This window comes from Halorarius litoreus (genome assembly GCF_024362405.1).
Lineage (GTDB): Archaea > Halobacteriota > Halobacteria > Halobacteriales > Haloarculaceae > Halorarius > Halorarius litoreus.
This window is the reverse complement of record NZ_CP101454.1, coordinates 3,333,347-3,346,724: the sequence shown is the minus strand read 5'-3', so window position 1 is coordinate 3,346,724 and position 13,378 is coordinate 3,333,347. Positions and strand designations below refer to the sequence as shown.

General features: G+C 61.2%; 15 protein-coding genes. 8 read left to right on the top strand and 7 right to left on the bottom strand.

Annotation, left to right across the window (positions count from 1 at the left end):
* Positions 1–33 precede the first annotated feature (33 nt).
* Positions 34–939, top strand: a complete 906-nt coding sequence (locus tag NL126_RS17715; RefSeq protein WP_350355509.1) for a phosphoribosyltransferase HisG-related protein — start codon at positions 34–36, stop codon at positions 937–939.
* Here the strand turns inward: NL126_RS17715 and NL126_RS17710 are convergent.
* Entirely contained in the window at positions 936–1,589 is a 654-nt protein-coding gene (locus NL126_RS17710) for a helix-turn-helix domain-containing protein (protein ID WP_255196207.1), read from the bottom strand. The genes NL126_RS17715 and NL126_RS17710 overlap by 4 nt on opposite strands.
* 210 nt (positions 1,590–1,799) lie before the next feature.
* On the opposite strand from NL126_RS17710, the gene NL126_RS17705 reads away from it, so the two are divergent.
* Both NL126_RS17705 and NL126_RS17700 read left to right on the top strand, forming a co-directional pair.
* Positions 1,800–3,008 (top strand): CBS domain-containing protein, encoded by a 1,209-nt coding sequence (locus NL126_RS17705; RefSeq protein WP_255196206.1) that lies wholly within the window; start codon positions 1,800–1,802, stop codon positions 3,006–3,008.
* A 500-nt stretch (positions 3,009–3,508) separates the two neighbouring features.
* Positions 3,509–3,841, top strand: a complete 333-nt coding sequence (locus NL126_RS17700) for a DUF5789 family protein (protein ID WP_255196205.1) — start codon at positions 3,509–3,511, stop codon at positions 3,839–3,841.
* 260 nt (positions 3,842–4,101) lie between these two features.
* Here NL126_RS17700 and NL126_RS17695 read toward each other — a convergent pair whose 3' ends face one another.
* Complete coding sequence (locus NL126_RS17695; RefSeq protein WP_255196204.1) at positions 4,102–4,830, bottom strand: DUF2270 domain-containing protein; 729 nt, start codon at positions 4,828–4,830, stop codon at positions 4,102–4,104.
* A 163-nt stretch (positions 4,831–4,993) separates the two neighbouring features.
* Positions 4,994–5,899: a diacylglycerol/lipid kinase family protein gene (locus NL126_RS17690; RefSeq protein ID WP_255196203.1), complete on the bottom strand. Its 906-nt coding sequence runs from the start codon at positions 5,897–5,899 to the stop codon at positions 4,994–4,996.
* 398 nt (positions 5,900–6,297) lie between these two features.
* On the opposite strand from NL126_RS17690, the gene NL126_RS17685 reads away from it, so the two are divergent.
* The 3 genes from NL126_RS17685 to NL126_RS17675 all read left to right on the top strand — a co-directional run bounded on the left by NL126_RS17685 (position 6,298) and on the right by NL126_RS17675 (position 8,467).
* The gene (locus NL126_RS17685) at positions 6,298–6,516 is read left to right on the top strand and encodes a DUF1328 domain-containing protein (protein ID WP_255198866.1); all 219 of its coding nucleotides are present in this window, start codon (positions 6,298–6,300) and stop codon (positions 6,514–6,516) included.
* 42 nt (positions 6,517–6,558) lie between these two features.
* Positions 6,559–7,113 carry a metal-dependent hydrolase gene (locus NL126_RS17680; protein WP_255196202.1) on the top strand — a complete coding sequence of 185 codons (555 nt, stop codon included), beginning with the start codon at positions 6,559–6,561 and terminating at the stop codon, positions 7,111–7,113.
* Between the two features lie 190 nt (positions 7,114–7,303).
* Entirely contained in the window at positions 7,304–8,467 is a 1,164-nt protein-coding gene (locus tag NL126_RS17675) for an AI-2E family transporter (RefSeq protein ID WP_255196201.1), read from the top strand.
* 209 nt (positions 8,468–8,676) lie between these two features.
* Here NL126_RS17675 and NL126_RS17670 read toward each other — a convergent pair whose 3' ends face one another.
* The 4 genes from NL126_RS17670 to NL126_RS17660 all read right to left on the bottom strand — a co-directional run bounded on the left by NL126_RS17670 (position 8,677) and on the right by NL126_RS17660 (position 10,901).
* Positions 8,677–8,904: a DUF8593 domain-containing protein gene (locus NL126_RS17670; RefSeq protein ID WP_255196200.1), complete on the bottom strand. Its 228-nt coding sequence runs from the start codon at positions 8,902–8,904 to the stop codon at positions 8,677–8,679.
* A 35-nt stretch (positions 8,905–8,939) separates the two neighbouring features.
* Positions 8,940–9,689 (bottom strand): helix-turn-helix domain-containing protein, encoded by a 750-nt coding sequence (locus NL126_RS17665; protein ID WP_255196199.1) that lies wholly within the window; start codon positions 9,687–9,689, stop codon positions 8,940–8,942.
* A gap of 550 nt (positions 9,690–10,239) precedes the next feature.
* A complete protein-coding gene (locus tag NL126_RS22195; RefSeq protein ID WP_491536951.1) occupies positions 10,240–10,347 on the bottom strand; it encodes a DUF8593 domain-containing protein in 108 nt (35 codons plus the stop codon).
* 215 nt (positions 10,348–10,562) lie between these two features.
* Complete coding sequence (locus NL126_RS17660) at positions 10,563–10,901, bottom strand: DsrE family protein (RefSeq protein WP_255196198.1); 339 nt, start codon at positions 10,899–10,901, stop codon at positions 10,563–10,565.
* A 177-nt stretch (positions 10,902–11,078) separates the two neighbouring features.
* Between NL126_RS17660 and NL126_RS17655 the strand changes: the two genes are divergently transcribed.
* The gene (locus tag NL126_RS17655; RefSeq protein WP_255196197.1) at positions 11,079–12,476 is read left to right on the top strand and encodes a dihydrolipoyl dehydrogenase family protein; all 1,398 of its coding nucleotides are present in this window, start codon (positions 11,079–11,081) and stop codon (positions 12,474–12,476) included.
* Positions 12,477–12,718: 242 nt separating this feature from the next.
* Complete coding sequence (locus NL126_RS17650) at positions 12,719–13,354, top strand: SDR family oxidoreductase (RefSeq protein WP_255196196.1); 636 nt, start codon at positions 12,719–12,721, stop codon at positions 13,352–13,354.
* Positions 13,355–13,378: the final 24 nt, after the last annotated feature.

Sequence of the window (13,378 nt, the reverse complement as noted above, 5' to 3'; positions counted from 1 at the left end):
GGACGCGTTTTAGTCCGCGGTTTCCTTCGCTCGATAATGAGCTCCGTCAGGGTGGCGGTCCCGCGCAAGGGACGCCCGCTCGAAGCCGTTCTCGAGCGGTTCGTCCGCGACGCGCCGACCGAGATCGCCGACCGTGTCGACGACGTCATCTCGACGCTCCAGTACGAGAAGGCGGTGACGAAAGGCACCGTCGAGGCCGACCGACCGGTGTACGACCGGCTCGCACACTACAGCGACGCGACCGACCGGTACCATCCGGAGTTCACCCTGCTCCGCGACGCCCGCGAGGGGATGCCCCGACGGGTGGTGTTCGACGCCATCACGCTTCCGCTCGACGGGACGGACGTCCAGCTCGTCGGACGCGAGGAGCCGTTTCGCGCCCTGCGGAAACACGAGTTCGCGCTGGGATTCGACAGCGCGGACCTCGTGTTGGAGGAGGTCGTCGAACTCCGGGGGAACCCCCTGACATCGCTCGCGGAAGTGAACGAGCGCATCGACCCACACGACACCGACGTCCGGCTTGTGGACGGTCTCGGCGACACGGTCCACCACACGCTGCTCGCCACTCACGAGGTCCGGTCCGACGCGTCGATACACACCGACACGCTCGACCGGTCGTTCGTCGCCGAGTACGAGGGGCCGCTGTGCATCTCGCCGCGGTACGAGCGACTGGTGGAGGCCGTCATCGGCACGGACGCGCTCGACGGCGTCGAGTTCGTCTACCCGAACGGCGAACCCGAGGAGGAGGCAGCCATCGCCGACGCGGGGCTCGGCGTGTATCTCACCGTCACGGGCTCGACCGCTCGAGACCACGGGCTCCACGTTGGCGAACGGCTGTTCCCCAGTGAGACGGTCTTGCTAGCCAACGAGCGTGAACTCGACGAGGCGGCCGAGAGCGTCATCGACTCGCTGTTCGCAGCACCGGCCGCGAGCGACTAGGGCGTGATCTCGCGGAGCACCGTCGACTCCACCTTCCGGAGGTGTTCGCCGACGGTCGTGGCCGTACAGTCGAGTTCCGAGGCGATGTCCTGGTAGGTGACTCGGCGTGGTTCCTCGTAGTAGCCCATCCGGACCGCAATCCGGAGAATCTCCTGTTGACGCTCGGTGAGCTGTGCGAACAGCCGCTCGGACGCGGGCCGGTAGGTCCCCGTTCGGGCCACGTTGAATCGTACGTCGTCGGGGACGGCGGGCATCACCTCGCGGATGGCGTCCTCCTCGCCCACGATGGTGACGTTGAGCGCACCGTCTTCGCCGAACGTCATCGGCCAGTCGATGACTACGCCGTGCTCGCGAGGAATCTGCAACAGCGACTGCACGAGGTCCGACGGCTCGATGTGTGCGTACATCAGCGTGTTGTCCCCGACGGTCGACGTCTGGTAGGCGATCGCGTGGTCGTAGTGCTCGTCGAGAACCTCCTCGACCCGCTCGCGGCTCCCCGAGTACTCCGAGAGCGTGACCGCGGTTCCATCGTCGAGCAGGTTCATCTGGTGGATGGCCTCCTCGCGAACGTCCGGCTCGGCGCGCAACAGCTCGTCGAACGGATGGAAGTACCCCCGCTCCGGCCGCAGCGCCGCCTCTACGTACCGCATTGTGTCTCAATTCTGGTCCGGATACATAATGTCTTCCTCCGAAACAGAAGTCGTGGCGAGCACTCGCTGTAGTTGAGACTGCCTGTCTCAATGCAGATGGCCGACGTAGTTAGATACCACACTCAAATATCACTTCGCGCGTCCCTCCCTCAAATATCAGGGCTGGGACAGGCATAACCGTCCTGCACCCCTCACACTAGAGAGTTACCCATGGATATCTCCGAGATACTCTCACCGAAGTTCACCGAGTTCGACATCGGAACCCCTCTCTCGAAAGTCGCCGGGGCGTTCGAGAATCAGGAGCTCGATGCCGTCATCGTAACGGACGGCGACGAGTATCGCGGCATCGTGAGTCGCAGACAGCTGGCGTCCTCGTCCAACCAGCCGTCCGCGAAGGTCGGCTCACAGGTCCAGAACGTCCCGACGGTCGACCGCACCGAGGACGTCCGCGAGGTCGCGCGACTCATGATCGGGAGCGGCGCCAAAACGCTCCCCGTACTCCGCGATGACCGTGTCGTCGGTGTGGTGACTGGCGATGCCGTGCTCGAGGCTGTCCGTCCGTTTCTCGACGCAGCGACCGTCGACGACGCGTACACGGCGGAATTGGTCAGTGCGACCCCTGAAACCACGATCGGGAAAGCGCTCAATCTGCTTCGAGAGGCCGGAATCACCCATCTCCCGGTCGTCGACGGGGACGACCTCGCGGGCATGCTGAGCCTGTACGACGTCATCGAGTTCACGACGCGGGGCGGCAGCAAGAGCCAGGGCGGGTCGTCGGGTGGCGCCGGCGGCCGCGGTGGTGGCGGACAGAATCGTGGCGGGTTCGGGGCTCGCGAGGGAGATTCCGACCGAATGCTCGATCTGCCGATACGGAACCTGATGTCCGACGCAGTCGCGACGGTCGAGCGGAGCGCACCGCTCAACGAGGTCGTCGCAACGATGTTCGAGCGGGAGATCTCCTCGCTCGTCGTCACGGCCGACGAAACCGGTGAGCCGGTCGGTATCATCACGAAGACGGACGTTCTCGAGGCGCTCACCTGGGAGCGCGACGACCGGAACGCCGTGCAGGTGGTCGGCCTCGAGCTGCTGGAGGGGATGGACTACGACGACGTCTCCACACTGATCGAGGACATGACCTCGAAGTACGGCGAGATGAGTGTGATCAAGGCCAGTATCGAACTGCAGGAGCACAAGGAACAATCGCGGGGGGTTCCACTGGTACTGGCGCGGATCCGACTGGTCACCGACCGCGGCTACTTCACCGCCGATGGGGAAGGGTACGGTGCCTCTCACGCGCTTCGACTCGCCGCGAACGCGGTCGAACGCCAACTCCTCAAGGGGAAGACCTACGGCGACTCGAAGAAGCATCCCGACACTGACGAGCAGGCACAGCTCTATGGCTGGTGGCTCGGCGGGTAATCGGATCGATATCGACGGACAGACGAGCACCCGTCTCCCGTTTGCCCACTCGCTCGTCACGGAGCGTCCGGACCTCGTGGTCCGTGCTGGTGACGAACGAACGGGTCGAATACGACGATGTGTGGGCCTGCCGTACGGGTGACTACTGCGGACGCACCGTCGCGGGACGCCGTCATGCATCGACGTCACGCAGACGTACTCTCGGGACCACCCGAAACGTTGTCCGGCACGTGCTCGAGACGGTCGGCGAGGTCCAGTACTGAGTCATCGGGATCACCGGACGTCTCTAGATACGTGGCTGACGTAACTACCAGTAGCTGACAGAAACGTCCTAATGGTAACACACCGAGCGTCTCCTGCAGATACCCCTTCGCCGGGGTCGCTGGTCGGGAGTCGTGCTCGTAGATCGACACGGAGGCGGGGGATTGTACGGTGTGTTCGAGGGGGGATCGCTTATAGGCAGCCCTACCGTTATCCGCCTGGGTCCCCTACCGTGGTGTATGGCAGATGATAAACAGGGACGAGACGACCAGGCGGATCGCGAGGACGAACGCCAGCGTGAGCGTGAGGTAGAGGAGGCCCGGACCCGCGGCGACGAGAAAGAGCCGGTGGGCGATGACCCCCGCGGGCGGCTTGGTGATCTCGATGGAGCACTCGGATCTCACGACTACCCAGTCACGACGGACGAGTTGGTCGAGGCCTATGGCGATTATGAGCTCGAAACACGGGACGGAGAGAGATCCCTCGAGGGCGTACTCTCCGGAACCGAAGACCAGGTATTCGACTCGGCTGATGACGTTCGCAGACGGGTACTGGGACTCATAGACCGCTAGTAGAACAATCCAACACACCTCCCTTGCGGATCGACCGCCGGTGCTGAGGTGAAACTCGTCCGTAGTCACCGCTCTGCTGAGTCCATCTCCTACATCTCGCAAAGCCGATTTCGGCGAGTCAGCACCCCGTTACCTTGGAGCGTGTGAGGGCGTCTTCTGATATTGGCTCGCCTGAACGTGGTCGGATCACCCACGGTTCGTTCCCGTCAGAGTGGATCAAGGCGGGGCTGTTCTGGTCATCGGATGCCGGGTTTCTATTGTCATTGTCGGTCATTGTCGTTCTCATCCTCTTTCCACGTCCCTGGATCGCCTTCACGAAACTCTCCTTTTGCATGCCGTTCCCGAGGCCACAGTGCAATTATAATGGCGGCTATGTAATAGAGAGCAATAGCAGCTACGACGAGAGTTCCAGGGACGACGGCGATGGTGGCTGTCGCCAGTAGACTCTCGTTTGGCGCGAACGCCGTAATTCGGAACAGCCACGCGACGAGTAACACAGCCAGCAGCGGAAGGTAAATCCGTCGAAGACGGTTTGCTGTGGCTTCCCATGTTGATACTTTCAGCGTCGGTGTCCGATAATCTCGACTGAGTTTGCTCCGCCAATCCTCATGTTCAACCCCCACTGACGGATCAAGCGCGTCTGCAAGCAAGTTCTGTTGGAAGAGACGCACTCGTGAGCGATAGACATCATAGTCACGATACCGCCGTGCTTCAATAAATAGGAAGAAAGAGAGCGCTAGAATACCGACGAGAATGATATAATGTGGATTATCGCCGCTGGAAAACGCCCACGTGAGAATCGCAGCCACAACCGTTACCCCCCACGTAGTCGTCTGGTCGAGGCGTGACCGCCATGTCGTCTCCCGGTCCAATTCTCCGCGATAGGCATCACCCAATATCGAACTCATCTCCGTGCTGTGATCGGCGATCTCGCTGCCAAGTTTGGCTTCCTCTGCTCGTTCTGAGTCGCCTGGCGTTTCATCGGACATACAGAGAGGTACGGTACCAGCAGTGAAAGCACTTCCACGGTCTGGCTCTCTGTAGATTCAGCATATGTGGGCTCGACGTGGCTTCACTGGCTGGGCCATGTAAACGTACTATCTCTGATGAGTGGTCAATTTCTCGTAGTGTTATCGACCGATAATCACCTTCTCAGTCGGGATTGGGATCGTACGTCTCTCCGACTGCTACGGTCAGTATTTGTGGGCGGACAGTAAGTGACAGCTCTCGTTCCCGAATAATCTCGCCGTCCAGGCTGAATCTGGTCACATCCGGGTTATCGATCGTAATCTCCAGTGATGGGGTCTTGAACCGTTTTATCGACGCTGAATCGCGCCCGAGCAACCGTTCGACGACAGTATCACTCATCAGATCCAGTGCAGAGACGTCTTCGATAACAACGACATCGAGAAGGCCATCCTCCATATTGGCCTGGCTGGTTCCACTGGTCGGATACCGGCGACCGTTTCCGACCAGTACACAGAGGGCATCACCGGCCCACGCGGTCGTCTCCTGGCCGGCGTCTCCGATGTCGACCGTGAGACGAAGCAATTCGAAGTCCGACACGGTTCGAAGGGTCGTGAGTACGTACGCCAATACGCCGAGTTGACGTTTCATTTCCGACGGTGTCTCGCTGCTCGACTCCGCAGTCAGGCCTGCGATACAGGAGTTTACAAAGAGGTGTTCGTTGGCGTAACCGAGATCGATTCGACGCCGGTCACCGTCCTCTAGAACGGCGAATGCAGTGTCGAGGTCGGGAATGCCGATCTGTTCCGCAAAGTTGTTGCCAGTCCCGAGCGGGAGTATGCCGAGTTCGACATCGTCGAACGCTCTGGCCCGGTCGATTCCACGGACAACTTCGTTTACGGTTCCATCACCGCCAGCAGCAACGACAGTGGAAAAACCCGCTTCGGCAGCCTCCGCTGCGAGCGTAACCGCGTCACCTGCTGTTTCGGTTTGTTCGAGAGTGTATCCGAGTTCATCCGCACGACGACGAACCCTCTCGTCGTGGTCTCCGCTTCCACTTCCTGGGTTGTGGATTATGATCTTCTGGGGCATACTGGTGTCATACCGGTCCCGAAGCGAATACAGAGTCAGCACGTTCGGCTGTCAGTCCCTCTTCGTAGCCGTCTTGGGACACAGTAACAATTGGATGGGAACTATGATAAAGTAACGCTAGCATTCGGAGTGCCAGGCCCAGAAGAATGTGAGACGGCAATCCCTGGCCACGTGAAACATTTCGCCGAAGAGACCGCCTCTACTATCGATGGATCAATCATTCCGTTCATACTGAATACGGCTAGCAAGAGGGCTGTGGCCCCGAATTCTGGAATGAGACTTTGACCTAATTGACTGGGTGAATTACTCTCACACAGATGGAGTCACTCGAATACTCAAAAAACAAGATGTGGGTGAATCTGTCACGGGTTAAAATACTCAGGAGACGTAGGTGGGTTATGTTAGAATCACACGGAGTTCTAGATAGTGCTGTCTCAATCCAGGCGGTGCCGTTGCAGTTCGGGGGTAATTTCCTCGAGCTTGCAGTCCTCTTTTTGATACTCGCGGTCGTCGCAGCAGTGCTCGGTGCTCGGGGTGTCGCTGGACTCAGTATGGATATCGCAAAATGGCTCGTCATCATCTTCGTCATTCTCGCGATCGTCACGTTCATTCTGTAGACTCAGAATGATACCTGTCGAGTCAGTCCGAGGTAGCGGTCGATGGTAGACGTCATGGGGCACCTCGCATTCGGATTGCTGTTCGCGCTCCCGGCGTGGTTCGTCTGGAACGACAGGGCCAGCGTCGTGTTCGTCGCCTTCGCGGCAGTCGCCGCGCTCTTCCCCGACATCGACCTGTGGCTCGTGATGCTATTCCCCGGCGAGGTCCATCACCACGGGGTGACGCACACCGTTCTGTTCGTGACAGTTGCGGGTCTGGTCGGTGCAGCAGTCCTCACGGCGCTGTTCACCGGTCGGATCGACGAGTGGATCGAGAGCGAGCGATTCGACAGGTCCCGCCTGTTCGTGTTCTCGTTCCTGGGATTCCTGGCCGGGGGCCTCAGTCACGTGTTCGCCGATATGCTCTCAGCGCCCGACATCTCGACGCCCATCGAACCGCTGTGGCCCTTCGTCGACGGGTCCTGGGGTATCGACCTCGTCTGGTACAACGCCAGCTGGATCAACGTCGGGTTCCTCACGGTGATGGTGATCGCACACGTTTCGATCGGGTATCTGACCACATCCCCCGACCACCGCCATCGGCTGCTCCCACTATGAGACCGCCACGAAACGAACGGACACGATACGGGCTCGAATCGTCGGGGATGAGACGCCCTCGCCGGTCGTCCAGTCGCGCGAGCGGTCGAGCATCGGCGCGTGAGAACCGGCCGGGGACCCGTTCGTTCTCGATCCGCTACAGGGAACTCCCGTCCTCCCCGGGGAGCCAACGGACGGGAGCGGCTGGATCGTGACGGTACCGGACCGGGGTGGTACGTTCTGGTGGCTGTACGTGTCCGTCCTCGCGGGGGCGGCGCTGTTTATCGCGCACACGTTCGTCGGCATGCTCGTTCTGGGCGTGTCCGGGTACTACGCTACCCGGCCAATCTCCAACCGCTTCGAGACGGTCACCGAATCGAAGTGGATGGCAGCCGGGCTGACGGCGCTAACGGTGCTCGTTCCGGTGCTGGTACTCGCGCTCTACGCCGGAATACGGATCCTCCTGCAGGTCCAGCAGCAGTTCGACGACAGCGTGTCCTCGATGCTCGTCTCCTGGGTTCTCGGTCCAGACGTCGAAGAGACGAGTCCGGCGGCGCTGCTTAGAAATCCGGCGTCGCTCGATCGACTGACCGACCTGCTGTCCGGGGACACCCTCCAGCAGGGACTACAGGTTCTCGACGTGATCTCCGGAACGATCCTCCTGCTATCCCTGGCCGTGACACTGTCGTACGCCCTGCTCGTATACGACGAGGCGCTCTCGAGCGCGTTCGCGAAGCTGGTCGGCGGTCAGGAAGAGACCGTGTTCGCGTATGCCCTCGCCGTGGACACCGACCTCGAGTCGATCTTCTTCGGGAACCTTCTATTCGTCCTCTTTATGTCCGTGGTAGCGACGACGGCGTACACGATCACGAACCTCGTTGCACCGGCCGAGATGCAGATCCCGATGGCGTTCACGCTGGGAGTGCTCACGGGACTCACCAGCCTCATCCCCATAGTCGTCAGCAAGGTAGTGTACATTCCGATCGTCGTGTACCTCGCCGTTCAAGCAGGAAGCCGGCAGTTCGTCTTCCTGGGCGCCCTCCTTGTCGTCTACTTCCTCGTACTCGATATCCTCCCGCAGTCGGTCGTCCAGCCTTACATCTCCGGGCGAAAGGTGAACTCGATGCTCCTCCTCTTTGCCTACATCCTCGGCCCGATCCTGTTCGGGTGGTACGGCTTGTTCCTCCTGCCCATCGTGTTCGTCCTGATGCTGGAGGCGGTTCGGATCGTCCTCCCAGAACTCCTCCACGGCGACCCCATCGTGGCGGAGCCCTACCTCGCCGAGGGGACCGGTGCCGACGCGGAGGAGATGCAGCAAGACGATGCCGACACGGCTACGTCGGATACAGATGGACCGGGCACGACCCGGGGGTAACCCCGTATCCTAGGATCGCCGTCGTGATCGGGAATATCGAAGCCGGTCGGAGAGAACGAGCCGTCGGTCGACCTGAGAGGGACGGTCGTAGAAGCCCATCGATTCGGAGTCGGCCGACTCGAACCCTGTTGCCATCCGGGGACCTCCGGGTGGCTCCGATACTCTCTCTGACTACCCGCTGGTCCCTCGACCCCGGGTTGACGACCGCTTCAGGAACGGAGTCTGATCTCGTCGTCGGTGATAGTGTCGATCTGCTCATCGTTGAGTCGGTACGTGTCCTCGTTGGGCTGGTCGTCCCCTCCGAGCGTGGTGCTGACCGTGTCGACCAGTCCAGGTTCTGGATCGACGTGTGCCTGCCCGTGTTTCACACTGATGACGCGACCGACCTGGTCGCCGCTGGTGCTTATTACGTTCTTACCCTCGTCGTCCGCTGTCAATGTTACACTGTCTTTCATCGTGATTCTTCCGCCCCTCACGGGGTTTCGAGATTGAGCCCGACAGAGCGTGAGAGCGTGGGGTTCCGTGGTGTGTAACCCGTCGACGAGGCGCCTTCGGCATCCGCTTTTGTCCCGTCTGCGAACTGCGCTGCGGCCGTACTCTCGATCAGCGAGCCGACACCACGTCGCAGCCGTTCCGAGACCGCCTGGTGGGAGACGCCGAGCGGCTCTGCGAGTTCCTCGAGGTTGACCTGCCGAGGGACCGAGTAGTACCCCCGTGCGAGCGCTGTGAGCAATGTCTGGGCCTGTATCTCCGATAGCCCGAACTGCTGGGTGTCCTGCAGCTGCTTCAACTCGGACACCTCGAGGAGGTCGAACTGAACGCCGTTCGACTCCGACGCCGTCGCGAACTGTCGGAGTACGGACCGCTCGGGGAAGTACGCCTCCACGGTCCATCCACGCACCTCCCGGTCCGCCGAGAGGAAGACCGCTTGTCCGTCGGTCCAGCGGTGATAGTCTATTGACGAACTCGCCTCTGCCGTGAGCCTGGTCTGGTAGAGCTTCCGGGTATCGGTTCCTCCGACAGCAACCCAACGAGAGACCGTCTCGTCCGCGTCCAGTCCGTTCTCGGACGCATCCAAGTCGTCACTGCCAGCCCAGAGCGTGAGGTCGAGTGCGCTGTCGATTGCCGTCTGTTGTTCGAGGGTGATGTCCGCGGCGGCGGCCCGTTCGATACTCGTTTCGAGGACAGGCGAATCGAGGAATACCCTGGCGAAGAGAGTCATAGACGGTCCTCCTGGCGGTTGATATTGGTTTGGTACTGACGCGCGTGTGCTGTCTCGGGTCCGGTGCGGGAGGTGATCCGCATACGCTGTACTCAGTCCGTCACCATATAAATGGTCGAAATTTTTACACGTGTCGGGTTTTTAATTATCTGAGAGACACGAACGGCAGCACCCGTACTGGTCCAATCGACGCACGAGCGAACGAGTGTGAGCCCTGTCGTCGCTCCGACCGCACACAACCGGAGGACGCTCCGCGAGAAGCGAGAAGCGTACCACACCAACAGGGTGTTCATGCGGTCGGCTGGAAGTCACTGAACGGTTTCGGCACTCCCGGGTCCCGGACGTCTTCACGACGGTACAGCCGACAGTACGATACCGACTGCTGTCGCTGTGTCCCGATCATCGACGACCTCGGAGCATCGCGCTTTCTCCCGACACTGCCAGCACAAGGGCTATTGGCGCCGCGTCGTAGCAAGCACGTAATCGGATACTCCGACTGTGATCGGGAGAACGATGCGTCGCCTGTTCGCGGAAGGCAGGAGTCTCGGCGTCACCGATTTTCTCCGCTCACTTCGACGACATGCCCGACGGTCTCGCCCGCCGAGGTGACGACGCGTTTTCCATTATCCTCTTCGGAGAGGGGTGTATCCTTTGACATCTGTTCAGTACGAAGGCAGCCAACGACCTGAGTGTCCCCCTTGCAGATTCAGCTCGCACCTCGGTCCGGGAAGCGGTCGGGTGTCCCCTTCCGTGTCGCATAGAGAGGTTGTTTCCATCACGACAGGCGGTTTCTTTTCATGCTAATATGACTGAAGTACCTGTTGGACGGCTGTTGTGAACCGACCCAAGTCGAGGTAGAGTTTCGTGAGGTAACTACGGTCGCAGATAGGCGTATCCGTCTGCTTCCAATCGCGTTACTTCCACAGCACCCTCTGGGACGGTCTCGACGCCCTCGACGAGGTCGGATTCGTCAAGATCCATCATCTCGAGTGTGTTGGTGCAGGCCTTGAACGAGACACCGTCGTCCAATAGGGTCCGGACTTGCTCCTCGTTCTCCTGGCCAGTTTGGATCGCCTTCATTCCATCCGCCTGAGCGACAACCGCAACGTCGTCGATACTGCCAGTCTCATCGTTCAAGAGGTTTCTGGCAATGGTCAATGATGTCTCCTGTTCGGTCCCGTCTCCTGAAACGAGATGAATAACGGTTTTCATACACGCTGACGACGGGGAGTAAGGGCTACTGCCTGTTGCCTGCAAGTGAAAGGACCCGAGGACGGATACGAGTCGAGGAGGCGTTTCGAGATGTCATTCTAATCTATCCCGTCTTTCGCTAGTTGGATGCTCCCAGGCGAAAGAGGCTCCCCCCTGAACCCCCAACCACTAGGCAGAATGACTGATTACGACCTCATCGTGCTCGGTGGCGGGACCGGAAACCAGGTCGCCGCAGCGGCGGCCGACATGGGGATGGACACGGCGCTCGTCGAGCAAGGGTTGCTCGGTGGTACCTGCCTGAACCGCGGCTGTAACCCCTCGAAAAAACTCATTCACCGCGCGGACATCGCCGAGACCGTCCGTCACGCCGACGAGTTCGGTATCGAGGCGTCCGTCGATGGCATCGGGTTCAGCGAAATCGTCGACGACGTGATAGAGACCGTCACTGAGGCGGCCGAAGAGAAGGCTCGCCGCGCGCGCAACCGAAGCAACCTCACCTTCTATCAGACCGAGGGACGGTTCGTCGGCCCACACGAGGTGGAAGTCGACAGCAACGACGGCCCGGGCGGCGACCGGCTCGCTGCCGAGACAATCGTACTGGCGGGCGGGAGCCGACCGATGATCCCAGACTCCATCGACGGGACCCACGAAACGCCCTACCTTACGAGCGACGAGGCGCTTCGGCTTGACACACTCCCTGACCGACTCGTCGTGGTCGGTGGCGGCTACATCGCCGTCGAGATGAGTCACTTCTTCTCACAAGTAGGCAGCGACGTGACCATCGTTGGCCGTGGCGACGCACTCGTCGCCCGAGAGGACGCGGCGATAGCCGCGCGCCTCACCGATGCCTACCGGGAGAAACACGAGTTACACCTCGGATTCGAAGCGACGGCAATCGCAGATGAGGGCGGCGAGCGCGTGGTCACCGCCGAGTCGGAAGGTGGCGAGGAGATCAATGTTCGCGGTGACCGGCTCCTGATCGCAACTGGCCGGAAACCGAACAGCGATGTCTGGAACGTCTCGGCAGCCGACATCGAGATCGATGAAAAGGGGTTCGTCAAAACGGACGAGTACCTCCGTACGTCGGTCGACGGCGTCTACGCAATGGGCGATATCGCGGGCAACTATATGTTCAAACACTCTGGTGACAACGAGGCCAAATACGTCGTCGAGAACGCCGTTCGCGGGAACGAGCGACCGGTCGAGTACCCAGGGATGGCTCACGCCATCTTCGGGTCGCCGCAGGTCGCCAGCCTCGGGCAAAACGAGGGTGACCTCGACGAGGGGGTCGACTACGAGGTGGGGACCTGCGCCTACGACGACACGGCGCTCGGGGTGGCGCTGCGTAACGAGGGCGGATTCGCGAAGGCTATCGTGGGGAGCGAGGGCGAGGTGCTCGGCTGTCACATCATTGGCCCGGAGGCGTCAACGATGATTCACGAGGTGAGCACGGCCGTCGCAGCGGGTGCCGATGCAGAGCTGATCGCAGAGACGATCCACGTCCACCCCGCCATCTCGGAGGTCGTCCAGGGTGCCTTCCGCGATGCGTGCAACGTAGCTCCCTCCGGTCTCTGATCGAGCGTCGGGACCGTGCGCTGTCACGGCTCGTGAGACCATACCACATATCCACCCCCGTGAAGGGCCGAGAGGCTACTGATAATTCGCATAGCACTCACCGGAGCGGCGGGCAACGTTGGATGCGAGGCCATTGAGGCATCCGGCTCAGACCACAACGTGGTCCCCTTTCCTCTATTGCGTCGCTCCTGTGACCACCGATCGCCGCCACCCTCTTCACGATGCCGACCGATATCTAGCGAATGAACGTACTCGTTGCCGGTTCGCACGGACAGGTCGGCCAACACGCGACACATATCCTCGCCGAGAGCGACCACAGTGTTCGGGGGATGGTTCGCGCGGAGTCGCAAGCGTCGGACATCGAGGACCTGGGCGCCGAGCCGGTCGTCGCGGATCTGACCGGGGACGTCTCGCACGCCGTCGAGGGAATCGACGCGATCATTTTCGCCGCGGGTTCGGGCGGCGAGGACGTGTGGGGCGTCGACCGCGACGGTGCGATCAACCTTGTCGACGCGGCCGAGTCCGCGGGCATCAAACGGTTCGTGATGCTCAGCTCGATTAACGCCGATCGCCCCGAGAACGGCCCGGAAGCGCTGCGAGAGTACCTCCAGGCGAAGGCCGAGGCCGACGAGCACCTCCGGGAGAGCGACCTGACGTACACGATCGTCCGGCCCGGACCGCTGACGGACGAGGACGGCACCGGACGAATCAGAACCGGCGCCAATCTTGACGGGGACGATGTCGAGATCCCGCGCGAGGACGTTTCCCGGACGCTGGTCGCGGCGCTCGGGGCCAAGAGCACGTACGGCGAAACGTTCGAACTCGCGGCCGGCGACGAGCCGATCGAGGAGGCGTTGCAGGAGCCGCTAGACGGCTGATCGCATGAGTCGGTGAGCGGAGCG

What these genes read in the sequence shown, in the direction of transcription:
- NL126_RS17710 (WP_255196207.1), bottom strand. Translation starts at nt 1,589, where the DNA reads ATGCGGTACGTAGAGGCGGCGCTGCGGCCGGAGCGGGGGTACTTCCAT.
- NL126_RS17705 (WP_255196206.1), top strand. Translation starts at nt 1,800, where the DNA reads ATGGATATCTCCGAGATACTCTCACCGAAGTTCACCGAGTTCGACATC.
- NL126_RS17700 (WP_255196205.1), top strand. Translation starts at nt 3,509, where the DNA reads ATGGCAGATGATAAACAGGGACGAGACGACCAGGCGGATCGCGAGGAC.
- NL126_RS17695 (WP_255196204.1), bottom strand. Translation starts at nt 4,830, where the DNA reads ATGTCCGATGAAACGCCAGGCGACTCAGAACGAGCAGAGGAAGCCAAA.
- NL126_RS17690 (WP_255196203.1), bottom strand. Translation starts at nt 5,899, where the DNA reads ATGCCCCAGAAGATCATAATCCACAACCCAGGAAGTGGAAGCGGAGAC.
- NL126_RS17685 (WP_255198866.1), top strand. Translation starts at nt 6,298, where the DNA reads ATGTTAGAATCACACGGAGTTCTAGATAGTGCTGTCTCAATCCAGGCG.
- NL126_RS17680 (WP_255196202.1), top strand. Translation starts at nt 6,559, where the DNA reads ATGGTAGACGTCATGGGGCACCTCGCATTCGGATTGCTGTTCGCGCTC.
- NL126_RS17665 (WP_255196199.1), bottom strand. Translation starts at nt 9,689, where the DNA reads ATGACTCTCTTCGCCAGGGTATTCCTCGATTCGCCTGTCCTCGAAACG.
- NL126_RS22195 (WP_491536951.1), bottom strand. Translation starts at nt 10,347, where the DNA reads ATGTCAAAGGATACACCCCTCTCCGAAGAGGATAATGGAAAACGCGTC.
- NL126_RS17660 (WP_255196198.1), bottom strand. Translation starts at nt 10,901, where the DNA reads ATGAAAACCGTTATTCATCTCGTTTCAGGAGACGGGACCGAACAGGAG.
- NL126_RS17655 (WP_255196197.1), top strand. Translation starts at nt 11,079, where the DNA reads ATGACTGATTACGACCTCATCGTGCTCGGTGGCGGGACCGGAAACCAG.
- NL126_RS17650 (WP_255196196.1), top strand. Translation starts at nt 12,719, where the DNA reads ATGAACGTACTCGTTGCCGGTTCGCACGGACAGGTCGGCCAACACGCG.